This window comes from Rhizobacter sp. (assembly GCF_046595475.1).
GTDB lineage: Bacteria > Pseudomonadota > Gammaproteobacteria > Burkholderiales > Burkholderiaceae_C > Rhizobacter.
Map to the genome: position 1 here is coordinate 1 of NZ_JBKJOQ010000022.1, position 23,400 is coordinate 23,400.

The following is a 23,400-nucleotide window of genomic DNA, read 5'->3' on the forward strand; positions in this document are numbered from 1 at the left end:
GGCCCGTGTTTGCTTGGTGACTGGCGGAGAGGGCGGGATTCGAACCCGCGGGGGGTTATTAGCCCCCACACGCTTTCCAGGCGTGCGACTTAAACCGCTCATCCACCTCTCCGGAAGCCGGCGATTCTAGCCCAGGGCTGTCACGCCACCTGCGCTGCGCCCAAGAAAAAGGGCGCCTTGCGGCGCCCTTCTCTTTCAGAATGAGCCGAAGCTCAGCGGACCACAGCGATCTGTTCGCGCTTGTCACCCTTGTAGGTGTAGAGCGTGAGCGCGCCGTTCTTCACGTCGCCCTTCTCGTCGAACGAGATGGTGCCGGTCACGCCCTTGTAGTCGGTCGTCTTGGCCAGCTCGGGCAGGTACTTGGCAGGGTCGGCAGAATCGGCCTTGACCATGGCAGCGACCATCACGTTCACGGCGTCGTACACGTACGGTGCGTAGATTTGCACGTCAGCGTTGAACTTGGCCTTGAACTTGGTGCGGAACTCGTCCATGCCCACCTTCTGTTCTCCCTCGACACCACCGGCTTCTGCGCAAACCACTTGGCCATCGGCCATTGCACCACCAGCAAGCTTGGGCAGCTCGCCCGTGCAGATGCCGTCGCCGCCCATGAACTTGGCCTTGATGCCCAGTTGCTTGGCTTGGCGAATCATCGGGCCGGCCACTGCGTCCATGCCGCCGTAGAACACGACGTCAGGCTTGGACGCCTTCACGGCAGTCAGGATGGCGGTGAAGTCGGTTGCCTTGTCGGTGGTGAACTGACGGGCACCCACTTTGCCGCCGGCGGCAGTGACGCCCTTTTCGAACTCTTCGGCGACGCCTTGGCCGTAGGCCGTGCGGTCATCGATCACGGCAATCGATTTGCCCTTGAGTTGGGCGACCGAGTACTTGCCCAGCGTGCCACCCAGGTGCACGTCATCGGCCACCACGCGGAACGTGGTCTTGAAGCCCTGGCGGGTGAACTTGGGGTTGGTGGCCGACGGCGAGATTTGCGGAATGCCGGCGTCGCTGTAGATCTTGGACGCGGGGATCGAGGTGCCTGAGTTCAGGTGGCCGATCACGCCGTTGACCTTGGAGTCAACCAGCTTCTGGGCGGCAGCAGTGCCTTGCTTGGGATCGCCTGCGTCGTCTTCGGCGATCAGCTCGAAGGTGACCTTCTTGCCGCCGATGGTCAGACCCTTGGCATTGAGTTCGTCAATGGCCATGCGAGCGCCGTTTTCGTTGTCCTTGCCCAAGTGGGCGATACCGCCACTGGTGGGAGCCACGTGGCCGATCTTGATGACGGAGGAGTTAGCGGCAGCGGCCATGGCGGGAGGTGCCGAAGCGGCGGCTGCTGCTGCGGGCTCTTCTTTCTTGCCGCATGCCGACAACGCAAGCGCGACGGATGCTGCCGCGGAGAGCGCGTAGATCGATCTCTTCATTTTGGTTTCCTTAAGGGTTGGGAAAACTGATTAGCAAAGCTTGTGCCGATGCCTGCAGTCTCAGACAGTCCGACATGATCCCGAATGCGCGTGGAGAATGCAATACGAGGTGTTGCTCAGTTGGCTCAGCGTTTTTAGCGCCGGTGCAGCCGCTCGATCTCGAGCGAGACGGCCTTGGCGACCATCTCGCGCAGGCTCAAGGCCAACTGGTTGCGCATCTCACGCACCAGGGTGTCGGTCATGCGGGCGAGCACGGGGGCGAGAGTTTCCCGCAGCCGGTGCTCGAACATCAGGTCAAGCTGCTTGTCGAGGTCGGCCAGCACGCGCTGGGTCAGCACAGCCTCGTCGATCGCGGCGGGCGCTGCGACGGGTGCCGCAGCCGGCCGGGTGCCGTAAGAGGGCTGCCACTCGCCCAACGGGGTTGCCGCAGTGTCGGCGTATGCCGGGTCTTGAATGATCGGCGGGTACTCCTCGACCGCCTCGGGCGCTGCCTTGGGCATCACGACCACCTCGGTCAGCACCGGCACGCTGCGTGGGGGCTGGGTGTTCACCTTCACGCGGCGACCTCCTGGGCCACGTCGTGGCGGGCAATCACGTAGCCACGGTCGCTGTAGTGCTTCCAGCGGGCGCGGCCGGCCTGGCGGTCGGCTCCATCGGCCGACACCAGCTCAATCACGCGCTCGAAGGTCTCGAAGCCTTCGATCAAGTCGTCACCCATGTTGAGCAGCACCTCGTGATGCGGAGCCTCCAGCGCTCGCTCGGTCAACCACACCGGGGTGGCTTGCAGGCGAGCCGCAGGTGCTTCGCCCGCCTTGGCGTGCAGGTGGGGCACGAAATCGAGCGGCTCAAACACCCACAGCTGGCGATCTAGAGCGGTCAAGACCTGGCTTGGTGCGGTCACCACCACCCGTGCACCGCGCCTTGCCGCCTTGCGCAGCAGCCGGCACGCGTAGCCCATACGGTCGGGCACATTGAAGTGGAAACTGACCTCGGTCATGGCGGCGAGAGGCGGCAAGTGTTCAGCGGGCCTGCGATAGCACGAAGTGCGTCAGCAGCGGCACCGGGCGCCCGGTGGCGCCCTTGGCTGCGCCCGACTTCCAGGCCGTACCGGCGATGTCGATGTGCGCCCAGCGATATTTGCCGGTGAAGCGCTTGAGGAACATGGCTGCCGTGATGGCCCCGCCGGCACGCGAGCCGACATTGCCCACATCGGCGAAGTTGCTCTTCAGGCCATCTGCGTACTCGTCGTCCAGCGGCAGACGCCACAGCGGGTCTAGCGCGGCCTTGCTGGCGGCCAGCAGCTCGCCGGCCAGGTCATCATCGGGCGAGAAAAGGCCCGAGTTGATGTTGCCCAAAGCCACGATACAAGCGCCGGTAAGCGTGGCCACGTCCACAACGACGGCCGGCTTGAAGCGCTCGGCGTAGGTGAGCGCATCGCAGAGGATCAGCCGGCCTTCGGCGTCGGTGTTGAGAATCTCGATGGTCTGGCCCGACATGCTCGTGACCACGTCGCCCGGCTTGATCGCACGCCCGTCAGGCATGTTTTCGCACGACGGGATGATGCACACCAGATTCAGCTTGGGCTTGAGCTCGGCCACCGCGCGCAGCGTGCCCAGCACGCTGGCCGCACCCCCCATGTCGTACTTCATCTCATCCATCTCGGCTGCCGGTTTGATGGAGATACCGCCGGTGTCGAAGGTGATGCCCTTGCCCACGAGAACGATGGGGGCTTGCGTCTTGGCCGCGCCGTTGTAGCGCGCGACGATGAAGCGCAGCGGCTCGCTCGAACCCTGCGCCACGGCCAGAAAGGAGCCCATGCCGAGCTTCTCGACGTCTTTGCGATCCAGAACTTCGACCTTGAGTTCGTAGGTCTTGGCCAGCTTCTTCGCCACGTCTGCCAGATCGCTGGGGGTGCAGTGGTTGCCCGGGCGATTGGCCCATTCGCGCGCAAGGCCGACGCCCGCCGCGATGGCCTGGCCGCGCACCAACCCCGCCTGCACACTTTTGGCCTGGCCCTTGCTGCACACCAGCGTGAGCTTGGTCAGGCTGGACGATGCCGGCGCGCTGGGCTTGGTGTGGCGATAAACGTAGGTAGCATCAGCAGCAGCCGTGGCCACGGCCTCGGCGTGCTGGTCGTCCAGCTCGGCAGAGCCCACGAAAGCCACCGCGACGTGCTGAGCCCCCAGACCTTTGAGTTGATTGAGCCCTTGCGTCACAGCGGTCTTGAACGCCTTGGCACCCGAGCCACCCATCGCAGTGGCCAACACACGCGGCGCCTTCACGCCACTCAGACGATGCAGGTACAGGCAGCGCCCGGCTTGCAGCTTGAAGTCGCCCTGAGCCAGCGCGTCGTTCAAGGGGGCGGCGAGCTTCGCATCGAGAGCGCTGTCGACGGCTTCACCGGCCAGCACCAGCAGAAGTGCATCTGCGGGCAGTGAGGACAAGGCGCCGGTCGAAAAAATCTGGTGTCTGAAGTCCATAATGCGGCCCATTCAAGAATCCAACGATGTTATTCGATTCCTCTCTGAGGCGAGACCTCTCCCGCACATTCGGCGCCACGCTGGTCGTCATCCTGACCATTGTGTTGACGATGATGCTGATTCGCACATTGGGCCAGGCCGCCTTGGGTCGCATTTCGCCGCAAGACGTGGTGCTGCTGCTGAGCTATTTCGCGCTCGGCCACCTGCCCACCATGCTCAGCCTGTCGCTCTTCATCGCCGTTGTCGCCACGCTGAGCCGCATGTACCGCGACAGCGAGATGTCGATCTGGTTTGCCAGTGGCGTGGGCCTGTCGCGCTTCGTGCGACCAGTGCTGCGGGTGAGCTGGCCTGTGCTGCTGCTGGTGGCACTGCTGGCCCTCTTCGTCTGGCCGTGGGTCAACAAGCGCAGCACCGAAATGCGCGAGCGCTTCGAGCAGCGTTCAGACCTGTCTCGTGTCACGCCAGGCCAATTCCAGACCTCGCGTGACGGCCGGCGCGTGTTCTTCATCGAGCGCTCCAGCGAAGACGGTCGAGATGGCCGCAATGTGTTCATCCTCTCGAAGCAGGCCGACACCGAATCGGTGACATCGGCCCGCAGTGGCCACATCGAAAACACGCCCAGCGCCAGCTTCCTGGTGCTAGACCGCGGCCAGCGCAACGAGCAGAACATGTTGACCGACGAGAAGACGGTATCCCGCTTCGAGGGCTACCGCGTGCAGGCTGGGGAGCGTGCCTTGAGCAACGTGGACCAGCTGCCGCCGAAGGCGCGCCGCACCATCGAGCTGCTGCGCGGCCCCGAGCCGCGAGCGCAAGGCGAGCTCACCTGGCGGCTAGGCCTCACCCTGGGTGCGGCCAACCTGCTGTTGCTGGCCATTGGCCTCTCGGCCACGCAACCTCGGCGTGCCAGCAACTGGAACGTGTTGTTCGCGCTGCTGGCCTTCGTCATCTACTACAACCTCATCAACCTCTCGCAAGCATGGGTGGCCAGCGGCAAGATGGGCATGGGCTTTGCGCTGGTGATGACGCACGGAAGCACCCTGATGCTCGCCGTAGCCCTGCTCTGGTGGCGCGACAACGGCACCCATCTCGCGCTGTGGCCTCGGCTGATGGCTGCACGCAAGGCGGCCGCATGAGAACCGTTCGCCGGCTGCTATATGCCGACATCTCGCAGTCGGTGCTCTTTGTCGCGTTGGCTTTTCTGTCGCTGTTCTTCTTCATTGACTTCGTCGATGAGCTGGCCGACGTGGGTAAGGGCTACACCGCACTGCATGCCGCGGCTTTTTCGCTGCTCGAGTTGCCCGGGCACTTGTATGAGCTTTCGCCCATTGCTGTGCTGATCGGCACCATCTACGCCTTGTCGCGCCTGGCGCAGTCTTCCGAGTTCACCATCTTGCGCACGGGAGGGCTGGCGCCAGGCCGAGCTCTCTTGCTGTTGGCCGGCCTGGGCGTCGCCTTTGGCATTGGCACTTTCGTGGTGGGCGACTACCTGGCGCCGCTGAGCGAGCGCGTGGCAGCGCAGCTGCAGGCGCGCTACAAGGGTGGTTTCACCTTCGGCGACTCGGGTGCCTGGCTCAAGGATCGCAGCGTGTCGCCACAAGGCGAGCGTTCGTATTCCATCAACGTGGAGCGCGCCACTGCAGATCGCGAGTTGCTGAACATTCGGGTGTTCGAGTTCGACGGCAACGGCCGCATGCTGCGCCGCATTGGCGCGGCCAGTGGCCGTGTCGGCAAGGATGACGTGTGGGCCCTGTCCAATGTATCCATCACCGACTGGAGCGCGGTAGATGCCTCGGGCAACCGGCTCAACGTTCCAGAAGAAAAGCTTGCCCGCTACGACTGGCCTAGCACCTTGTCGGCCAGCGTGGTCGCAGCAGCGGTGCTGCCCGAAAACTCGATGTCGACGCTGGAGCTGTTCCGCTACATCACGCATCTGTCTGACAACGAACAAGCCGCGCAGCGCTACGAGATCAAGTTCTGGAAGCGTGCGCTCTACCCACTGGCCTGCCTGGTGATGGTGGGCCTCGCCCTGCCCTTCGCCTACATGCACGGGCGCGCCGGTGGGGTGAGCCTGAAGGTCTTCGGCGGCATCATGTTGGGCATCAGCTTCGTGCTGCTCAACAACGTGGCGGCGCACGTCGGCCTGCTGAAGGATTGGACGCCGTGGATGGTGGCGGCCACGCCCAGCCTCATCTACCTTCTGATGTCATTCGCTGCGTTCAGCTGGCTGGTCAGATACAGATGAAACCTGCCATCAAGCCGGGCCTGCTGCTGTTTGCCCACGGCGCGCGCGACGCCAACTGGGCGCTGCCTTTCGAAGCCGTGCTGAGGGTGGTGCGGCAGCAGCGCCCCGGGCTGGTGGTTGAGCTCGCCTACCTGGAGTTCATGAGCCCCAACCTGATGGACGCGGGCCACCAGCTCGCCGCGCAAGGCTGCACCCAGGTCAGCGTGGTGCCGCTGTTTCTCGGCGCCGGGGGCCACGTGCGCAAAGACCTGCCGGCCTTGCTGGCCGACCTGGCCCATGCCCACACGCGGGTGACATGGCATTTGCACATGGCCGTTGGTGAAACCGACAGCGTGATCCACGCGATGGCACACGCCGCTGTGGCTTTGGCCGAAAGCCACGTTCCCTCAGACATGAAGTGAAATAATCCGGGCAGTCCACATACTGCTTTGGAATATGAACCTGCACCAGTTTCGGTTTGTTCAAGAGGCGGTCCGGCGAGATCTGAACCTGACCGAGACCGCCAAGGCCCTGTTCACCTCTCAACCGGGCGTTTCCAAGGCCATCCTCGAGCTCGAAGGCGAGTTGGGCGTAGACATCTTTGCGCGCCACGGCAAGCGCTTGCGCCGCGTCACCGAGCCTGGTCAGCATGTGCTGAAGTCGATAGAAATCATCATGCGCGAAGTAGGCAACTTGAAGCGCATCGGCGAAGAGTTCTCCAAGCAAGACAGCGGCACCCTCTCGATCGCCACCACCCACAGCCAGGCGCGCTACTTCCTGCCTGAGCCGCTGGCGCAATTGCGCAAGCGCTTCCCGAAGGTCAGCATCAGCCTGCACCAAGGTTCGCCCGCGCAGGTGGCACAGATGCTGATGGAAGAAGTGGCCGAGATTGGCATTGCGACGGAGGCCATCGGCGACGTCGACGAGTTGGTGTCCATGCCTTGCTACGAGTGGCACCATGCGCTGGTGATGCCGGTTGGCCACCCGCTGGCCCAGATGGAGCGCATCTCGCTCGACGACCTGGCGCGCGAGCCGCTGGTGCTCTATCACCCGTCGTTCAGCGGCCGCACCCGGGTCGACCAGGCCTTTGCCGCCCGCAAGCTAAAGCCCAACATCGTGCTGGAAGCCATCGACGCCGACGTGATCAAGACCTATGTCCGGCTGGGTTTGGGTGTGGGCATCGTGGCCGAGATCGCAGTGCGCGACGACCCGCCAGGTGGTGACCTTGTGTCGCGCCCGGTCGGCCACCTCTTTGGCCAGAGCATCACGCGGGTCGCCTTCAAACGCGGCGCATACCTGCGCAACTTTGTCTATTCCTTCGCCGAGATGCTGTCAGATCGATTGACCCGCACCTTGATCGCGCGCGCTATGGGCCCGCAGCAAAGCAGCAGCGACTCAGACGACTACCAGCTATGAGCACTGTCTTCACGCCGCCTGCACTGACCAGCCGCCTGCCCCAGGTGGGCACCACCGTCTTCACCGTGATGTCGGCGCTGGCGCAAGCGCACAACGCGGTCAACCTCGGGCAGGGCTTTCCCGATTTCGACTGCGACCCGCGCCTGCTAGATGCCGTGAACGGCGCCATGCGCCGCGGCCTCAACCAGTACCCACCGATGACCGGTGTGCCGGTGCTGCGCGAAGCCATCGCCGCCAAGCTCGCGCAGTTATATGGCCACGCCTACGACCCCGGCACAGAGATCACCATCACGGCGGGCGCCACACAAGCCATTCTGACCACCGTCCTCGCCATCGTGCACCCCGGCGACGAGGTGATCGTGCTCGACCCGAGCTACGACAGCTACGAGCCCAACATCGAGCTGGCGGGGGGCACCGCAGTACACGTGCCGCTCACCCCGCGCAGCTTCCGCCCCGATTTCGACCAGATCGCCGTCGCGCTGAGCCCGCGCACGCGAGCCATCATCATCAACACGCCCCACAACCCCAGCGCCACTATCTGGACGGCCGACGACATGAAGCGTCTGGCCGAGCTGCTGCGGCCCACCAACGTGATCGTGATCGCCGACGAGGTGTACGAACACATGGTGTTCGACGGCTTGCAGCACGAGAGCGTGTCGCGCTCGCCTGAGCTGGCCGCACGCAGTTTTGTCGTGTCGAGCTTCGGCAAGACCTACCACGTCACCGGCTGGAAAGTGGGCTATGTGGCGGCGCCCGCGTCGCTGATGGCCGAGTTCCGCAAGGTGCATCAGTTCAACGTCTTCACCGTCAACACGCCAGTGCAGTACGGCCTGGCCGAATACATGGCCGACCCCACGCCTTACCTCGGCCTGGGCGCGTTCTACCAGCGCAAGCGCGATCTCTTTCGCGCCGGGCTGTCGACGACGAAACTCAAGCTCTTGCCCACCACTGGCAGCTACTTTCAGAGCGTGGACTATTCGGCGGTGAGCGACCTCACGGAAGAAGCCTTCTGCCGCTGGCTGGTCACCGAGGTAGGTGTTGCGGCCATTCCGCTGTCGGCGTTTTACCGCGGCGGGTTTGAGCAGAAGCTCGCGCGCTTCTGTTTTGCGAAGAAAGACGAAACGCTGGAGCTGGCGCTGGGCCGACTCAAGGCTTGCTTCGCTTGAAGTCGGGGTTTTCGAGCAACAGGCGTGGCGGCTGATCGGTAGACACGTCGAGGTCGAGCGAGAACGAAGCGGGGGCCAACGGCTCAGAAGGCGTGGCCGCCACGCTGGTGAAGGTGGCCTCACCCGACGAGTCGCCAAAAGGCAGCAGCAGGTCGACGCCATCGGGTGCCACATCGCGCTCGGCAAGGTCACGCGACATGCCGTACAGAAACAGCAGCTCGCGGTAGGCGGGCACGTCGAAGGTCGGCCCCGCGTCGCGGCGAAAGAGTGAGGCGTCGAGCAGGTCCATGGCCTGCGAGGGCGTGGCCCATGCCCTTTGCAGGCGGCTCATCACTTCTGGGTAGCCTTCGAGGCTCAAGCCCATCTCGGGGTCGACGTCCCATTCGGGCGCATAGGCATTGAAGCGCCGGTTGAAGCGCTCGCGTATGCGGTCGTAGGGCTCGCGCTCGCCGCGGCGGCGATAGATTTCAAGCAGCTTCAGGTACGGCAGGGGGCTCACGCCACCGGTGCTGCGTACATGGCCCATCAGCAGGTCGATGGCGGCGTCGTCTTGCCCCAGCACCACGAAGAACTCCGCCTGTTGCTCCAGGTCGATCAGCTCTTCGGCCGACATCGGCCGGCGCGGCTCGACCACGCCGGCGTCGGGCTCGACCATACGGGGTGCCGTAGCCGGCGACAGGGGCGCAAACATCGGCGGCACTGGCTCGGGCCGAGGCGCAGGCGTGGGGCTCATGGGGGTGATCGACAGCGTGTCTGCAGGCAGAGAGGGCAGCGACACGTCTACCGACTCCACCGCTGCTGGCGCAGCGCCAACGGGCGCGGTCCACCAGGCTGGGGCCAGCCGATCGCGACGCCGCAGCCACCACATCGCCGCCAAGCCCGCGGCCAACACCAGGCATAAGCCAACGAGCAGATAGACCAGCGGGTTGGCGTAGCGGCTGGCTTCGGCAGCGCGCACGCGCACCTGCATGTCGGTCAATGTCGTCTGCGTGGCTTGGCTGTCGCTGCGCAGCTTCAGCAGTGCGGCTTCCATGGCTTTCAGGCGCTCTTGCTCGCGAAAACGTTGCTCCTGCTCCGGGTCCATGAAGCGTGGTACGGCGCCTGAAGCGGCGGGGTCGGGCGATTGGCTGAGGGTCGTCGCCATCTGCAAAGACGGCGAGATCAAGGCGTCGACTTCGACTGGGTCGAGCCGCAGCACCGGGCCACCCGAGCGCTTCGGGGCAGGCGCTGCGCGTGGACGCGGGCCGGGCGCTTCCGAGGGCGTTGCGATGCGAGTCGACGCTGTCAGTTCGATGCGTTTAGGCGTGTCAGATGTCGGCACTTCGGTAAGACCCTTGCGCGGGCGCTGCGCCGCCGTGCGAGCTGGCCCCGACGCTTCGAGCGTGGGCGGCACGGCAGACAAGACCGGCGCCACTGCCGATTCCGAACGATCGGGCAGCCAGGCCTCTTCAGAAAGCTCATTGCCCGCCACGGCGCCACGCACAGGCGGGTCGGCAAAGACGAGGAAGCTGCGAGACATGCTGGTCGGGCAGCCCACGTGCAGGTTGATATTGACCACAGGCTCGTCTACCGGCACGGTTGTCGTGATGCGCACGCGGCGCTCGCCGGTGGTGGCTGCGGTTTCGAGTCGAGTCCGGACCAGCGCTTCGGGAAGCACGCGGTCACCAAAGCTCACCTCGGGCTTGATGCAGCGGGTTTCGATGCGTTCGTTGGGTTCGAGCCGCAGGCCGATCGTGAAGCCCAGAGGCTGGCCCAAAGCGGTGGTGGAGGTCACCTTGCCGAGCCCCAGTGCCGTCGCTTGACCCGCACTCATCGCAAGAGCAGGAAACAGCACGAGCGTGGTCAAGAATCTCTGCATTCGTTGGGGCAGTCGGCTACCTTTTGACTCTAGCATGAAGTCACCTCTTTCAGAGGTGAAACGGGCCTGCAACCACGCCTGAGCATCACGCGTGACACAATCGTCCGTGCGAGTTGCGCGCGCCCTTTTCATCACCCATCAATGCCCTCCGAATTGCACGCCGAACGACGCGAAGGCACGCTGGTGTTGACCATCAGCGACCCGCCTTCACGCAACACGCTGTCTGAGCAGGTTTTTGCGGCCGGGGTCGAAGCGCTCAATGTGGCCGAAGCCGACGCCTCCGTGCGTTGCATCGTGCTGCGTGGCGACGGCGCACATTTCTGCGCAGGCGGCAACCTGCAGCAACTCAAGTCCAACCGCCATGCCGGTCGCGATGTGCAAGACAGCATGCTGCAGAGCTTTCACGATTTCATCGAAGTACTGCGCGTGTTCCCCAAGCCGGTGATCGCCGCTGTCGAGGGCGCAGCCGCCGGCGGCGGGTTTTCGCTGGCCCTCGCCTGCGATTTGATCGTGGCGGCAGACAACGCCAAGTTCATCATGTCTTACGGTCGCATCGGCCTGTCGCCCGATGGTGGCGCGAGCTGGCAGCTCATGCAGCGCCTGCCGCGCAGCCTGGTGTTGCAGCTTTTGTGGTTGTCCGAGCCGATCAATGCGCAGCAGCTTCATGCGCATGGCATCGTCAACTGGGTGAGCGGCAACGGCCAAGCGTTGACACAAGCGCTCGAGGTGGCCGAGCGGCTCGCACTGTGCGCACCGAACGCGATTGCAAGCGCCAAGGAGCTCGTCAACCAGTGGCCCGAGCGCAGCCTGTCGCAACAACTAGATGCCGAGCGCACGCACTTTCTCGATAACTTCTTCCATGCCAACGGCGCTGAAGGTTTGCAGTCCTTTCTGGACAAGCGGCCGCCGCGTTTCGACTGACCGCCATGAGGGCTTCGTCTGTCGCGTCAGAGACTCACCATGCATAACCCCGTTCTTACAATCGACGAGCAGTCCAACATCGAATCTGGCTCGTGGTTTTCCAAACTTTCACAACCTCTGCGCGAAGCCATTCTGTCGCGTGCTCACGTGCGGCGCTTGGCCGACGGCGCCATGCTGGGGTCACGCGGTGCCGCGGCCGATTCGTGGTGTGGTGTGGCCAAGGGCGCTGTGCGTGTGAGCTCGGTGTCGCTGTCGGGCAAGGAGATCACGCTCACGTATGTCGAGCCCGGCGTGTGGTTCGGCGACATCTCTCTGTTCGACAGCTTCCCGCGTACACACGACTCCAACGCCCATGGCGAAACCACGCTGCTGGTGGTGCGCAAGGCCGACTTCCACGAGCTGCTGTCGCAGCACGTGGAGCTCTACGAAGCCTTGTTGCGGCTCAACTGCCGGCGCCTGCGCTTGATGTTCGACATGATCGAAGATCTCAACACACGCCCTCTTTCGGCGCGGCTGGCCAAGCAGATTTTGCTGCTGGCGCGTGGCTACGGTGTGAAGCAAGGCAACGAGACCCGCATCGGCTTGCAACTGGCGCAGGAAGACCTGGCGCAACTGCTCGGCGCTTCACGCCAGCGCGTCAACCAAGAGCTGAAAGGCTTCGAGCGCGAAGGTGCGGTACGCATCGAGCCCACACGCCTGGTCGTGCTCTCCAAAGACAAGCTGCTGGCGCTGGCGGATCGCTGACCACGCCGCACCGTCAGGTGGGGTGAGACCGCATGGGCGCCACCATCGACACCAAACCCGTTGCAGCCTCGCACGCCTTTGACGTGCAAGCGTTGCAAGGCTACTTGCAGGCCCACCTGCCCCTCTTCGCCGGCCCACTGCAAGTCGAGCAATTCAAAGGCGGCCAGTCCAACCCCACCTACAAGCTCACCACGCCAAGCCGTGCGTATGTGATGCGCACGAAGCCGGGGCCAATTGCCAAGCTGCTGCCCTCTGCACATGCCATCGAGCGCGAGTTTCGCGTGATGTCGGCGCTGCGCGGCAGCGAGGTACCCGTGCCACGCATGGATCTTCTGTGCGAAGACGAAACAGTCATCGGCCGCGCCTTCTTCATCATGGAGTACATGCAGGGCCGCGTGCTGTGGGATCAATCGCTGCCCGGCATGGCGCCTGCCGAACGCGAGGAGATCTACGACGAGCTCAACCGCGTAATTTCGGCCATGCATCGCGTGGACGTGAAGGCTATCGGCCTGGTCGACTACGGCCGACCCGGCAGCTACTTCGAGCGCCAGATCACGCGCTGGAGCAAGCAATACCTGGCCTCAATCACCGAGCCCATCGAGGCGATGGATCGATTGATGGAGTGGCTGCCTGCTCATATGCCAGCGAGCGCGCGCGACGAGACGCAAGTGTCCATCGTGCACGGCGACTACCGCCTCGACAACGTCATGTTCCACGCCACCGAACCACGCGCCATCGCCGTGCTCGATTGGGAGCTGTCAACACTGGGCCATCCACTGGCTGATTTCAGCTACCACGCAATGTCTTGGCATATCCCGCAGGCCACCTTCCGTGGCATCGGCGGGCTCGATCACGCCGCGCTCGGCATCCCCGACGAAGCCAGCTACATCCGCCGCTACTGCGAACGCACAGGCCGCACCGATGTGCCTACCGTGATGGCCGACTGGAACTTCTACCTCGCCTACAACCTGTTCCGCGCCGCCGGCATTTCGCAAGGCATTGCCAAGCGAGTCGAAGCCGGTACCGCATCCAGCGCAGAAGCCAGACAAGCCGCCGCCAGCGCGCGCCCGCTGGCAGAGATGGCCTGGCAATTTGCCCAGCAGGCCTGAACCCTTTTCACCCTAGGAGACCGTCATGGACTTTGGCTACTCGCCCCGCACCCTGGAACTGCAAGCCAATCTGCAGCGCTTCATGGACGACTACATCTACCCGGCCGAAGCGCGCTACACCGCCGAGATCGAGGCCAACACCAAGGCCGGCAAACGCTGGACGCCGCTACAGGTGATCGAAGAGCTGAAGGTCAAGGCACGCGCGCAAGGCCTGTGGAACCTCTTCTTGCCGCCCAGCGCTGATGGCTCTTCGCGTGAAGCCGAATACGGCCCCGGCCTCAGCAACCAGGAATACGCACCCCTGGCCGAGATCATGGGGCGCGTGATGTGGTCGAGCGAGGTGTTCAACTGCTCCGCACCCGACACGGGCAACATGGAAACCATCGTGCGCTACGGCAACGCCGAGCACAAGAAGCTGTGGGCCGAGCCGCTGCTCGAAGGCAAGATCCGCAGCGCCTTTGCAATGACTGAGCCGGCCGTAGCTTCATCTGATGCGACCAACATCTCGGCCAGCATCAAGCGCGATGGCGACGACTACGTTATCAACGGCCGCAAGTGGTGGATTTCGGGTGCCGGTGACCCGCGCTGCGCGATCTACATCTTCATGGGCAAGACCGACCCCGAAGCGCCTCGCCACAGCCAGCAGTCGATGATCCTCGTGCCTTCAAACACGAAGGGCGTGACGGTGATCCGCCCGCTGCCGGTGTTCGGCTATGACGATGCACCGCACGGCCACTGCGAGATCCTGTTCGAAAACGTGCGCGTACCGGCCAGCAGCATCCTGCTCGGCGAAGGCCGTGGCTTCGAGATTGCACAAGGGCGTCTCGGCCCGGGCCGCATACACCACTGCATGCGCCTAATCGGCCTGGCCGAGCGTGCGCTGGAGCTTATGTGCAAGCGCGCGTCGTCGCGCGTGGCCTTTGGCCGCAGCGTGGCCGAGCAAGGCGTCACACGCGAGCGCATCGCCGAGGCCCGCTGCATGATCGAGCAAGCCCGCTTGCTCACGCTCAAGTCGGCCTGGATGATGGACGTGGCGGGCAACAAGACCGCCAAGGCCGAAATCGCCATGATCAAGGTGGTGGCGCCCACCATGGCTTGCCAGGTGATCGACTGGGCCATGCAGGTGCACGGCGGCGGCGGCGTGTCAGACGACTTCCCGCTGGCCTACTTCTATGCGATGGCCCGCACGCTGCGCTTTGCAGACGGCCCAGATGAAGTGCACCGCAACGCGATCGCCAAGCTGGAACTTGGCCGCTACGCCTGAGCTGGTTACGTGAAACCCCAGGGGCTCAGCGCCCCTTGGGGTCTTCGGGATCGAGCTGGGTCTGCCAGGCCGTTGAGCCTGTGCTCGACCAGTCGTTCGAGCCTTCAGCGCCCAAGCCTGCCACGCGCAGTGCCTGCAGCACAGCCACCTCGAACAGAGCCACAGACTGCGCGATGAGTGGCACCTCAGGCACCGACATCTGCAGGCGCAGATAGGCGCGCCCTCGCAGCAGCATCAGCACGAAAGGCGGCTCCTTTTTCAAGAAACCCACAGCAGCTTCTTCCAGCTGGTGTGCCAGGGCGCCTTCGACCCAGCTCGCCGCTTCAGCCGGCGCACTGCCCACCAGGCCGAAACGCATTCGCACCTCTTTCGAGCCCTTGTAGGGCACCTTGGGAAACATGGCCAGCCAGCGCATTTCTTCAGGCGTGGCACCGTCGATCACGGTTTGCGTGCTCTCGGTGAAGCGCTCAAAAGTCTGGCGCTCCAGTGTTTCGAGCAAGGGCTGCGAGATGAGCAGCATCTGCAGGTTGGGTGAAAGACCTAGCTCCATGCGCAAGCGCAGCTCGTGGCCTTCGATGTAGTTGCGCTGTGGCGGGCCCCACTCGAGCCGCCAGGGTTTGCTATCCAAGCCGCCACCAAGAGCGAAGCCTATGCCTTCGTGCTCGCGTTTGAAACTCAGCTTGTTGCGCTTGGCCCATTCAGACACTTCACGCCAATCGGGGCCTGCTGGGGGCCGCGAGATCAGTCTCTTGAAAGCGTCAAGCATGATGAGGTGGCATCAACTAGAGTGACACACACGGCGCGTGCCGCGTTTGACTGGAGTGCATAGCGATGATCGAAGTGTATTCGTGGCCTACACCCAATGGCCACAAGGTTCACATCATGCTCGAAGAATGCGGGCTGGCCTACCGCGCCCACCCCGTCAACATAGGGGCCGGAGACCAATTCAAATCCGAGTTCCTGGCCATCAGCCCTAACAACAAGATCCCCGCACTTACCGATCCAGATGGCCCTGAAGGCCAGCCGATTTCGCTGTTCGAATCGGGTGCAATCCTGCTCTACCTGGCGGCCAAGACCGGCAAGCTCCTGCCCGAGTCGACCACGGCGCGCTACGAGGTCTTGCAATGGCTGATGTTCCAGATGGGCGGCGTGGGGCCCATGCTCGGCCAGGCCCATCACTTTCGCATTTACGCGCCCGAGAAGATCGAGTACGCCGTCAACCGCTACACCAACGAAGCCAAGCGCCTGTATGGGGTGATGGACAAGCGCCTGTCCAAGAGCAAGTACATCGCGGGCCCGGCTTACAGCATTGCCGACATCGCGATCTTCCCCTGGCTGCGTTCCTGGAAAAACCAGGGCATAGCCTGGGTCGACTACCCCCACCTCAAGGGCTGGTACGACGAAATCGCCGCCCGCCCCGCGGTGAAGCGTGGCGTCGAGGTATTGGCCGATCTGCGCAAACCTCTGGTCGACAGCCAGGCGCGCGATGTTCTTTTTGGTGCGCAGCAGTACAAAAAACGCTGATCAGCCCGGGCATCACCCCTAAACCAAGGTGGCGCCAGCGGCCGGGAAGCCGCAGAAGCGCGGCAAAATACACACTTTCGCCCGTCTGGGTGCCAGAGTTGCTTTGCCTGACGCGATGAACCTGTCCGAACCTCTTCTGCCACCAAGCCACTTCCACGTGGCTTCTGCGCATGCGCTTTCCCCAGGTGCCATGCTCGAAGACTTCGAGATCAGCCAGGTGCTGGGGCTCACGAGCTTTGGTGTGCTTTACCTTGCCACGCATGCGGTGGAAGGCCACACCGTCGCAATCAAGGAATATTTGCCGTCGGCCCTCGCCACGCGCAATGCTGAAGGCCAAGTCGAGCTGCTCGACCCTTCGCACGAAGAAGCCTTTGATCGAGGCCTGCAGGCATTCGCCAGCGAAGCCCTCACCCTTTCGCAGTTCGATCAGCCTAACCTGCTGCGCGTAACCTGCGTCTGGGAAGGCAATGGCACGGCCTACCGGGCGATGCCTCACCTCGTGGGCAGCAACCTGTTGACCACACGCTCCAGCACGAAGGAACCTCTGACCCAGTCGCAGTTGCAGGCGCTGTTCGATAGCCTGTTGGGTGCACTGGGCACGCTGGGCGATGCCGGCCTGTCACACGGTCAGGTCGAGCCCGTCAACATCTTCATGCCCGAAGGTGGGGTCCCGGTGCTGATGGACTTCGACGCCGTTCACCACGCCGTGCTGAGTGACATGCGAGAGCCCCACCTCGACACCTACGCCGACCCGGCAAAGTTGCAGCAGACGACCGTTGACGACTTGCATGCCGTCGTCGCGGTGCTGCACTACGCCATCAGCGCCGACTGGGCTGCACCAGTTTCAGGCAAGAACCGCCGTCATGAGCCGCTCGCCGACGTGCTCACTCGGCTCAAAGACAGCGCTTCGGCGCTTGGCTACCACCCCGACTTCTTGACTGCGATCGACTCCACACTCGCTCTCGCGCCGGCAGATCGGCCACGCGACATCACCGAGTTGCGTGCACTGTTCGGCATCAAACCTCAGCCTGCGTTGGCTGAAGAAGCGGTGCCAAGTTTGGCGCCCACGGCCCGCGCCAAAGCGCCACGTCCGTCCAAGCGCCCGGCGCCTCCACCTCCCCCGCAGCGCGAGTACCCGTTGAACTCGTCCGAGAGCGTGCTTGAGCTCTTGGCCAGATTCGAACGCCCGTCACGAGATTCAGAGATCGACATCGAGCCATTTGAAAACCCGCCCGTGCCGACGTTGACCGAAGAGGCCGAGCCCACCCTGCCGCCTATGCGCACCAGCCTTTTCGATGCGATGGATGCCGGTGATTCATTGCCGCAGGCCGGCGTGGGCTATGGCAGAGCTTCGTACACCCCCATGCCACGCATCCCGGTCGATCGCTGGCGCCGTCGCAAGCTGATGCTCGGCGTGGTGGCGATAGTGTTGGCATGCATCGGGGCGCTGGGCTGGCAGCTCTTCGCTTGAGCGGTTGAGCGTCGCAGCCGGCCACCTGGACTGAGCTGGCCTGCCCGGAGGGACTCGAACCCCCGACCCCCAGCTTAGAAGGCTGGTGCTCTATCCAGTTGAGCTACGGGCAGCGAGGGGAGAAAAGATGGATGGTCGGGGTGGCGGGATTCGAACTCGCGACCTACTGGTCCCAAACCAGTTGCGCTACCAGGCTGCGCTACACCCCGAACAAGCGCGCATTGTAGCCGGGCAAATGGCTGCTTTCAGGCGTTGAGTTGTTGCCACGTCTTCTCCAGGCGTTTGACGCTCACCGGCTGAGGCGTTCTCAGCTCCTGCGCAAAGAGGCTGATGCGCAGCTCTTCGAGCAGCCAGTGAAACTCATCGAGCCGCGCATCGTGCACGCCGCGGCGCTCGGCCACGAGGCGCAGGTAGCGCTGCTCCAGAGGCCTCAGCTCGCTCATGCGTGCGCCATCGCGTGCCGGGTCGGCACGCAGCTTCTCCAGGCGCATGGTGACGCCCTTCAGGTAGCGCGGCAGGTGGGCCAACTGCGCCCAGCTGGTGCTCATCACAAAGCGCTTGGGCAACAGGCGCGACAGCTGGGCTTGTATGTCGTCGGCCACGTCTTTGGGCGCGCGCGCGTCCTTGAGCTTGCGCGCTGCACCGGCGTACTCGGTCAACACCACTGAGGCGCTGCGGGCCACCTCATTGGCGATCAGGGTGAGGCGCCCTCGCCCTTCTTCCATGCGACGGCGGAAGCCTGCGGCATCAGTGGGCAAAGGCTCAGCCAGAAAGGCGCGGTCGAGTGCCAGGTCGATGATCTGTTCGCGCAGCTCGTCGGACGTGCCCAGTGAGGCGTAGAGCATCGCCATTTTCTGCAGATCGGGGATGTTCTTTTCAAGGTACTTGAGCGCGTCGCGAATCTGTAGCGCAACCAGGCGGCGCAGGCCCGCGCGGTGCTTGCTCGCCGCCACATCGGGCTCATCAAACACCTCGATCAGCACATGGCTGCCGCGGTCGATGAGCGCCGGGAAGCCAACGAGGGTTTGACTCCCGCGGCGCACCTCCATCAGCTCGGGCAGCTCGCCGAAGGTCCAGTCGGTGTAGGGCTGTTCGGCCGGCGCCGCGATTGCCGGGGCCGTGGTTTGCGCCTGCGACACTTTTGCTGAAGGCGCCGGCGCAGGGGGTGCAGAAGGCAGGCCCGGCCGCAGCGCCGCCAAGGCTTGAAATGCCGACCGCGCCTGGCTGCCCAGCTCGGCCTTGAGGCTGGCGAGGTTGCGCCCGGTACCGAGCTGCCGGCCGTGCTCGTCAACCACGCGGAAGTTCATGAACAAATGCTGCGGCAACTGCTCCAGCTTGAAGTCATTGCGCTTCACGTCGACTTGCGTCTTGTCGCGCACACTCTTCAGCAACGCATCAATCAACGGGCCGGTACCGAAGGCGTTGCGCTGGTTCACGTCGGCCAAGAAGGCTTCGGCATAGTCGGGCAACGGCACAAGGCGCGAGCGGGGCCGCTGGTGCAGGCTCTTGGCCAGTGCCAGCACCTTGTCTTTCAGCATGCCGGGCACCAGCCACTCGCAGCGCTCGTCGTTCACCTGGTTGAGGGCAAACAATGGCACGGTGACGGTCACGCCGTCCTTCGGGTCGCCGGGCTCATGCAGGTAGTTGGCCGCGCAGTCGACACCTCCCATGCGCAGAGTCTTGGGAAACGCCGCCGTGGTGATGCCAGCCGCTTCGTGGCGCATCAGCTCTTCGCGCGTCAGCAACAGCAGGTTGGGCTGGCGCTTCAGCTCGTCGCGGTACCACCGCTCCAGGCTGTAGCCGCTGCACACGTCGGCGGGCAGCTGCTGGTCGTAGAAGGCGTAGATCAGCTCGTCGTCGACCAACACGTCTTGCCGGCGCGACTTGTGCTCCAGCTCTTCAACCTGCGCGATCAGCTTGCGGTTGGCGGCAAGAAACGGCAGCCGGGTTTCCCACTCGCCATTGACCAAGGCTTCGCGTATGAAGATCTCACGCGCCGCAGCGGCATCGACATTGCCGAAGTTCACTCGACGGTTGCTGTAGATGACGATGCCGTAAAGCGTGGCTCGCTCCAATGCGATCACCTCAGCGGCCTTTTTTTCCCAGTGCGGCTCCAGCAGCTGGGTCTTGATCAAGTGGCCAGCGATGCCGGGCAGCCACTGGGGCTCGATGCCCGCGATGCCGCGGCCAAACAGCCGCGTGGTCTCAACCAGCTCAGCCGCCACGATCCAACGGCCCGGTTTCTTGCTGAGGTGGGTGCCGGGGTGCTTGTAGTAGCGAATGCCGCGTGCGCCCAGGTACCAGTCTTCGTCGTCGCTCTTGAGACCGATGTTGCCCAGCAAGCCGGCCAGCATGGACAAGTGCAGTTGCTCGTAAGTGGCGGGCGCGCCATTGAGGCGCCAGCCGTGCTCGGCGATCACGGTATGCAGCTGCGAGTAGATATCGCGCCACTCACGCACTCGGCGCGGCGAGATGAAGTTCTCGCGCAGCAGCTGCTCTTGCTTGCGGTGCGAGAGCTTGTGTTCGCCGTGGCCACCCTTAGCGTCTTCCAGCCACTTCCAGAGCTTGAGCGTGCCCATGAACTCTGACTTCTCGTCGTCGAACTTCTTGTGCGCATTGTCGGCCGCTTGCTGGTGCTCCATCGGGCGGTCGCGCGCGTCTTGCACGCTGAGGGACGAGGCGATCACCAGCACTTCGGCCAGCGCCTGGCGGTCTCGCGCTTCCAGGATCATGCGGCCCACGCGAGGGTCCAGCGGCAGCTTGGCCAGCTCTCGGCCTATGGGTGTGAGCTCGTTCTGCTCATCAACAGCACCCAGCTCGTTGAGCAGTTGGTAGCCGTCGGCAATGGCGCGGCGCGGGGGCGGTTCGAGGAAGGGAAAGTCTTCAACCAGCCCCAGGCCAAGCGACTTCATGCGCAAGATCACACCGGCCAGTGACGATCGCAGGATCTCGGGGTCGGTGAACTTGGGGCGCTCGTTGTAGTCCTTCTCGTCGTAAAGGCGGATGCAGATGCCGTTGCTCACCCGGCCGCAGCGGCCGGCGCGTTGATTCGCCGCGGCCTGGCTCACCGACTCAATCTGCAGTTGCTCGACCTTGTTGCGGTAGCTGTAGCGCTTGACGCGTGCCGTGCCAGCATCGACGACGTACTGGATGCCTGGCACGGTGAGCGAAGTCTCGGCCACGTTGGTGGCGAGCACGACGCGGCGAGCGCTGTGCGGCTCGAAAACCATGTCTTGCTCTTGCTGGCTCAGGCGCGCAAAGAGCGGCACCACTTCCACGCCAGGCGGGTGGTGCCGGCGCAGATGGTCAGCAGCCTCACGAATCTCGCGCTCACCTGGCAGGAAGACCAGCACATCACCTGCGCCTTCGCGCCAGAGTTCGTCCACGGCATCGCCAATGGCGTCATTCAGCCCGTACTCGCGGCTTTCCTCAAACGGCCGGTAGCGCTGCTCGACGGGAAAGAGCCGCCCCGAAACTTGAATGACAGGCGCCGGGCCGTGGCGTGATGCGAAATGCTGCGCAAAACGGTCGGCATCAATGGTGGCCGAGGTCACGATGATCTTCAGGTCGGGCCGCCGCGGCAATATCTGGCGCAGGTAGCCGAGCAGGAAGTCGATGTTCAGGCTGCGCTCGTGGGCCTCGTCGATGATGATCGTGTCGTAGGCCTTCAGCAGTGGGTCGTTCTGCGTCTCGGCGAGCAAGATGCCATCGGTCATCAGCTTGACGCTGGCGCCCGCCGACAACCGGTCTTGAAAGCGCACCTTGAAGCCCACGTGCTCGCCGAGAGGCGTGTTCAGCTCTTGAGCGATGCGCTTGGCCACGCTGGAAGCAGCAATGCGCCGCGGCTGCGTGTGGCCGATCAGCCCTCGCCCACCAGCGCCCCTGCCACGGCCCAGCGTCAGCGCAATCTTGGGCAGCTGCGTTGTTTTGCCCGATCCGGTCTCGCCACAGACGATCACGACCTGGTGCTCCTGAATGGCACGTGCGATTTCATCGCGCCGGCCTGAGACGGGCAGCGATTCAGGGAAGGTGATAGGCGGGATCGGGTTAGCCACCGGGGGCGCACTGCGGCGCGGGGGAGAAGTCATCGAGCCTTCGTGCAAAAATCGTTGATTATTTCAAAGAGCCGCCATGAGTCTTGTCTTCCCTCATACGTTCGTACCGTGGTTTCGCGCTGTCGCGCCGTATATCCATGCGCACCGAGGCAAGACTTTCGTGGTGGCGATCGCGGGCGAACTGGTGGCGGCGGGCAAGCTGGCCACGTTTGCGCAAGACTTGGCGATCTTGCACGCAATGGGCATCAAGCTCGTGCTGGTGCATGGTTTTCGCCCGCAGGTGGAAGAGCAACTGAAGCTCAAGGGCCACGTCTCACTCTTCAGCCACGGCATGCGCATCACCGACACCGTCGCCCTCGATTGCGCACAAGAAGCGGCAGGCCAGATGCGCTATGAGATCGAAGCCGCATTTTCTCAAGGCCTGCCCAACACGCCGATGGCGCATGCGCAAATTCGCGTGGTGTCAGGCAACTTCATCACCGCACGGCCGGTCGGCATTCTCGAAGGCGTGAACTTCCAGCACACCGGCCTTGTGCGCAAGATCGACGCCGCAGGCATACGCCGCGCGGTCGATTTCGGCGCCCTCGTGATGTTGTCACCCTTCGGTTTCTCGCCCACTGGCGAAGCCTTCAACCTCAGCATGGAAGACGTGGCCGCCAGCGCTGCCGATGCCTTGCAGGCCGACAAGCTGATCTATGTGACCGAGGTGAAAGGCATCCCGCTGGACCCGAGCGACCCCAACAGCGAGATCGATACCGAGCTTGCCCTGGCCGATGCCAAGAAGCTGCTCGCCAACCTGCCCAACCCGGTGCAGCCCACCGACACGGCGTTTTACCTGCAGCATGCCGTCAAGGCCTGCGAGGCCGGTGTGGAGCGAGTGCACATCGTGCCGTTTTCAGTGGATGGCTCGGTGCTGATGGAGTCGTTCACGCACGATGGCGTGGGCACCATGATCGTCGACGAAAAGCTGGAAAGCCTGCGCGAGGCGACGGCCGACGACATCGGCGGCATCTTGCAGCTGATCGAACCCTTCGAGAGCAATGGCACGCTGGTCAAGCGCGACCGAACCGAGATCGAGCGCGACATCGACCACTACACCGTGATCGAGCACGACGGGGTGATCTTCGGCTGCGCGGCGCTTTACCCTTACCCCGAATCACGCACGGCTGAAATGTCTGCGCTGACGGTATCACCCGACGTGCAAGGCCAGGGTGACGGCGAGCGCATTCTCAAACGCGTGGAGCAACGTGCCAAGGCGAGTGGGCTCGACAGTATCTTCGTGCTGACCACCCAAACCATGCACTGGTTTTTAAAGCGTGGTTTCGCCCAAGTCGACCCCGATTGGTTGCCCGAAGCCCGCAAACGCAAATACAACTGGGACAGGCGTTCTCAGGTGCTGGTGAAAAAACTCACCTGACGCACTGCAGCAAGCAGCTCACCCCATTCATTTCCAAGGAGTACCTCATGGCCCGCACCGTTCAATGTATCCATCTCAAGAAGGAAGGCGAAGGCCTTGATTTCGCCCCTTATCCCGGCGAACTGGGCAAACGCATCTACAACGAGGTCTGCAAGGAAGCCTGGCAGCTTTGGATGAAACACCAGACCATGCTGGTCAATGAAAACCGCTTGAATCTGGCCGACCAGCGCGCACGCCAATACCTTGCTCGCCAGATGGAACGATTCTTCTTCGGTGAAGGTGCCGAGCAACCCGCAGGTTATGTGCCCCCAACACCCTGAGGTTAATCAGAGTAAG

At 63.6% G+C, this 23,400-nt stretch carries 20 protein-coding genes and 3 tRNA genes; 13 read left to right on the plus strand and 10 right to left on the minus strand.

Features of this window, described 5'->3' with window-relative positions; genetic code table 11:
• Window positions 1-21: 21 nt before the first annotated feature.
• The 5 genes from AC30QB_RS04170 to AC30QB_RS04190 form a co-directional block, all read right to left on the minus strand.
• Window positions 22-112 (minus strand) — tRNA-Ser (locus tag AC30QB_RS04170).
• Between the two features lie 100 nt (window positions 113-212).
• Window positions 213-1,418, minus strand: coding sequence for a branched-chain amino acid ABC transporter substrate-binding protein (locus AC30QB_RS04175; RefSeq protein ID WP_489544931.1), 1,206 nt, complete (start codon window positions 1,416-1,418; stop codon window positions 213-215).
• 134 nt (window positions 1,419-1,552) lie between these two features.
• Window positions 1,553-1,975, minus strand: a complete 423-nt coding sequence (locus tag AC30QB_RS04180) for a hypothetical protein (protein ID WP_489544932.1) — start codon at window positions 1,973-1,975, stop codon at window positions 1,553-1,555.
• Window positions 1,972-2,415 (minus strand): DNA polymerase III subunit chi, encoded by a 444-nt coding sequence (locus tag AC30QB_RS04185; RefSeq protein WP_489544933.1) that lies wholly within the window; start codon window positions 2,413-2,415, stop codon window positions 1,972-1,974. Before AC30QB_RS04185 ends, AC30QB_RS04180 begins: the two co-directional genes overlap by 4 nt.
• 22 nt (window positions 2,416-2,437) lie before the next feature.
• Entirely contained in the window at window positions 2,438-3,898 is a 1,461-nt protein-coding gene (locus AC30QB_RS04190) for a leucyl aminopeptidase (RefSeq protein WP_489544934.1), read from the minus strand.
• 26 nt (window positions 3,899-3,924) lie between these two features.
• On the opposite strand from AC30QB_RS04190, the gene lptF reads away from it, so the two are divergent.
• From lptF to AC30QB_RS04215, 5 genes are read left to right on the plus strand one after another with little or no spacing between them, the layout of a single operon-like run.
• Window positions 3,925-5,031: an LPS export ABC transporter permease LptF gene (gene lptF, locus AC30QB_RS04195; protein WP_489544935.1), complete on the plus strand. Its 1,107-nt coding sequence runs from the start codon at window positions 3,925-3,927 to the stop codon at window positions 5,029-5,031.
• Complete coding sequence (lptG, locus tag AC30QB_RS04200; protein WP_489544936.1) at window positions 5,028-6,140, plus strand: LPS export ABC transporter permease LptG; 1,113 nt, start codon at window positions 5,028-5,030, stop codon at window positions 6,138-6,140. Before lptF ends, lptG begins: the two co-directional genes overlap by 4 nt.
• A complete protein-coding gene (locus AC30QB_RS04205; RefSeq protein ID WP_489544937.1) occupies window positions 6,137-6,541 on the plus strand; it encodes a sirohydrochlorin chelatase in 405 nt (134 codons plus the stop codon). The genes lptG and AC30QB_RS04205 overlap by 4 nt, the downstream gene beginning before the upstream one ends.
• 34 nt (window positions 6,542-6,575) lie before the next feature.
• Window positions 6,576-7,535, plus strand: coding sequence for a CysB family HTH-type transcriptional regulator (locus AC30QB_RS04210; RefSeq protein ID WP_489544938.1), 960 nt, complete (start codon window positions 6,576-6,578; stop codon window positions 7,533-7,535).
• Window positions 7,532-8,701: a pyridoxal phosphate-dependent aminotransferase gene (locus AC30QB_RS04215; RefSeq protein ID WP_489544939.1), complete on the plus strand. Its 1,170-nt coding sequence runs from the start codon at window positions 7,532-7,534 to the stop codon at window positions 8,699-8,701. Before AC30QB_RS04210 ends, AC30QB_RS04215 begins: the two co-directional genes overlap by 4 nt.
• On the opposite strand, the gene AC30QB_RS04220 is transcribed toward AC30QB_RS04215, so the two are convergent.
• Window positions 8,682-10,559 carry a type IV pilus assembly protein FimV gene (locus tag AC30QB_RS04220; protein WP_489544940.1) on the minus strand — a complete coding sequence of 626 codons (1,878 nt, stop codon included), beginning with the start codon at window positions 10,557-10,559 and terminating at the stop codon, window positions 8,682-8,684. The two genes, AC30QB_RS04215 and AC30QB_RS04220, sit on opposite strands and share 20 nt — an antisense overlap.
• A gap of 141 nt (window positions 10,560-10,700) precedes the next feature.
• On the opposite strand from AC30QB_RS04220, the gene AC30QB_RS04225 reads away from it, so the two are divergent.
• From AC30QB_RS04225 to AC30QB_RS04240, 4 genes are read left to right on the plus strand one after another with little or no spacing between them, the layout of a single operon-like run.
• A complete protein-coding gene (locus AC30QB_RS04225) occupies window positions 10,701-11,480 on the plus strand; it encodes an oxepin-CoA hydrolase, alternative type (protein WP_489544941.1) in 780 nt (259 codons plus the stop codon).
• A 39-nt stretch (window positions 11,481-11,519) separates the two neighbouring features.
• Window positions 11,520-12,224, plus strand: coding sequence for a Crp/Fnr family transcriptional regulator (locus AC30QB_RS04230; RefSeq protein ID WP_489544942.1), 705 nt, complete (start codon window positions 11,520-11,522; stop codon window positions 12,222-12,224).
• Between the two features lie 32 nt (window positions 12,225-12,256).
• Window positions 12,257-13,333 carry a phosphotransferase gene (locus AC30QB_RS04235; protein ID WP_489544943.1) on the plus strand — a complete coding sequence of 359 codons (1,077 nt, stop codon included), beginning with the start codon at window positions 12,257-12,259 and terminating at the stop codon, window positions 13,331-13,333.
• Window positions 13,334-13,358: 25 nt separating this feature from the next.
• Window positions 13,359-14,597 carry an acyl-CoA dehydrogenase family protein gene (locus tag AC30QB_RS04240; protein WP_489544944.1) on the plus strand — a complete coding sequence of 413 codons (1,239 nt, stop codon included), beginning with the start codon at window positions 13,359-13,361 and terminating at the stop codon, window positions 14,595-14,597.
• 25 nt (window positions 14,598-14,622) lie between these two features.
• Here AC30QB_RS04240 and AC30QB_RS04245 read toward each other — a convergent pair whose 3' ends face one another.
• A complete protein-coding gene (locus tag AC30QB_RS04245; RefSeq protein WP_489544945.1) occupies window positions 14,623-15,363 on the minus strand; it encodes a hypothetical protein in 741 nt (246 codons plus the stop codon).
• A gap of 65 nt (window positions 15,364-15,428) precedes the next feature.
• Here AC30QB_RS04245 and AC30QB_RS04250 point away from each other — a divergent pair, with 65 nt between their 5' ends.
• On the plus strand, window positions 15,429-16,121 hold the full coding sequence (locus AC30QB_RS04250; RefSeq protein WP_489544946.1) for a glutathione binding-like protein: 693 nt from the start codon (window positions 15,429-15,431) through the stop codon (window positions 16,119-16,121).
• Between the two features lie 115 nt (window positions 16,122-16,236).
• The gene (locus tag AC30QB_RS04255; RefSeq protein WP_489544947.1) at window positions 16,237-17,592 is read left to right on the plus strand and encodes a serine/threonine-protein kinase; all 1,356 of its coding nucleotides are present in this window, start codon (window positions 16,237-16,239) and stop codon (window positions 17,590-17,592) included.
• A gap of 36 nt (window positions 17,593-17,628) precedes the next feature.
• Here AC30QB_RS04255 and AC30QB_RS04260 read toward each other — a convergent pair.
• The 3 genes from AC30QB_RS04260 to hrpA all read right to left on the minus strand — a co-directional run bounded on the left by AC30QB_RS04260 (window position 17,629) and on the right by hrpA (window position 21,680).
• A tRNA-Arg gene (locus tag AC30QB_RS04260) sits at window positions 17,629-17,705 on the minus strand.
• A gap of 19 nt (window positions 17,706-17,724) precedes the next feature.
• Window positions 17,725-17,801: transfer RNA gene (locus tag AC30QB_RS04265), tRNA-Pro, on the minus strand.
• A gap of 36 nt (window positions 17,802-17,837) precedes the next feature.
• Window positions 17,838-21,680, minus strand: coding sequence for an ATP-dependent RNA helicase HrpA (gene hrpA / locus AC30QB_RS04270; protein ID WP_489544948.1), 3,843 nt, complete (start codon window positions 21,678-21,680; stop codon window positions 17,838-17,840).
• Window positions 21,681-21,723: 43 nt separating this feature from the next.
• On the opposite strand from hrpA, the gene argA reads away from it, so the two are divergent.
• Together argA and AC30QB_RS04280 are read left to right on the plus strand one after the other, a co-directional pair.
• A complete protein-coding gene (argA, locus tag AC30QB_RS04275) occupies window positions 21,724-23,064 on the plus strand; it encodes an amino-acid N-acetyltransferase (RefSeq protein WP_489544949.1) in 1,341 nt (446 codons plus the stop codon).
• A 47-nt stretch (window positions 23,065-23,111) separates the two neighbouring features.
• Window positions 23,112-23,384 carry an oxidative damage protection protein gene (locus AC30QB_RS04280; RefSeq protein ID WP_489544950.1) on the plus strand — a complete coding sequence of 91 codons (273 nt, stop codon included), beginning with the start codon at window positions 23,112-23,114 and terminating at the stop codon, window positions 23,382-23,384.
• Window positions 23,385-23,400: the final 16 nt, after the last annotated feature.

Bases quoted from the DNA above. Each gene is read 5' to 3' on its own strand.
- AC30QB_RS04245 (WP_489544945.1), bottom strand. From the start codon at position 15,363: ATGCTTGACGCTTTCAAGAGACTGATCTCGCGGCCCCCAGCAGGCCCC.
- AC30QB_RS04235 (WP_489544943.1), top strand. From the start codon at position 12,257: ATGGGCGCCACCATCGACACCAAACCCGTTGCAGCCTCGCACGCCTTT.
- AC30QB_RS04280 (WP_489544950.1), top strand. From the start codon at position 23,112: ATGGCCCGCACCGTTCAATGTATCCATCTCAAGAAGGAAGGCGAAGGC.
- argA (WP_489544949.1), top strand. From the start codon at position 21,724: ATGAGTCTTGTCTTCCCTCATACGTTCGTACCGTGGTTTCGCGCTGTC.
- AC30QB_RS04210 (WP_489544938.1), top strand. From the start codon at position 6,576: ATGAACCTGCACCAGTTTCGGTTTGTTCAAGAGGCGGTCCGGCGAGAT.
- AC30QB_RS04185 (WP_489544933.1), bottom strand. From the start codon at position 2,415: ATGACCGAGGTCAGTTTCCACTTCAATGTGCCCGACCGTATGGGCTAC.
- AC30QB_RS04190 (WP_489544934.1), bottom strand. From the start codon at position 3,898: ATGGACTTCAGACACCAGATTTTTTCGACCGGCGCCTTGTCCTCACTG.
- AC30QB_RS04220 (WP_489544940.1), bottom strand. From the start codon at position 10,559: ATGCAGAGATTCTTGACCACGCTCGTGCTGTTTCCTGCTCTTGCGATG.
- AC30QB_RS04205 (WP_489544937.1), top strand. From the start codon at position 6,137: ATGAAACCTGCCATCAAGCCGGGCCTGCTGCTGTTTGCCCACGGCGCG.
- AC30QB_RS04230 (WP_489544942.1), top strand. From the start codon at position 11,520: ATGCATAACCCCGTTCTTACAATCGACGAGCAGTCCAACATCGAATCT.
- AC30QB_RS04175 (WP_489544931.1), bottom strand. From the start codon at position 1,418: ATGAAGAGATCGATCTACGCGCTCTCCGCGGCAGCATCCGTCGCGCTT.
- AC30QB_RS04215 (WP_489544939.1), top strand. From the start codon at position 7,532: ATGAGCACTGTCTTCACGCCGCCTGCACTGACCAGCCGCCTGCCCCAG.
- AC30QB_RS04240 (WP_489544944.1), top strand. From the start codon at position 13,359: ATGGACTTTGGCTACTCGCCCCGCACCCTGGAACTGCAAGCCAATCTG.
- hrpA (WP_489544948.1), bottom strand. From the start codon at position 21,680: ATGACTTCTCCCCCGCGCCGCAGTGCGCCCCCGGTGGCTAACCCGATC.
- lptF (WP_489544935.1), top strand. From the start codon at position 3,925: ATGTTATTCGATTCCTCTCTGAGGCGAGACCTCTCCCGCACATTCGGC.
- lptG (WP_489544936.1), top strand. From the start codon at position 5,028: ATGAGAACCGTTCGCCGGCTGCTATATGCCGACATCTCGCAGTCGGTG.
- AC30QB_RS04250 (WP_489544946.1), top strand. From the start codon at position 15,429: ATGATCGAAGTGTATTCGTGGCCTACACCCAATGGCCACAAGGTTCAC.
- AC30QB_RS04255 (WP_489544947.1), top strand. From the start codon at position 16,237: ATGAACCTGTCCGAACCTCTTCTGCCACCAAGCCACTTCCACGTGGCT.
- AC30QB_RS04225 (WP_489544941.1), top strand. From the start codon at position 10,701: ATGCCCTCCGAATTGCACGCCGAACGACGCGAAGGCACGCTGGTGTTG.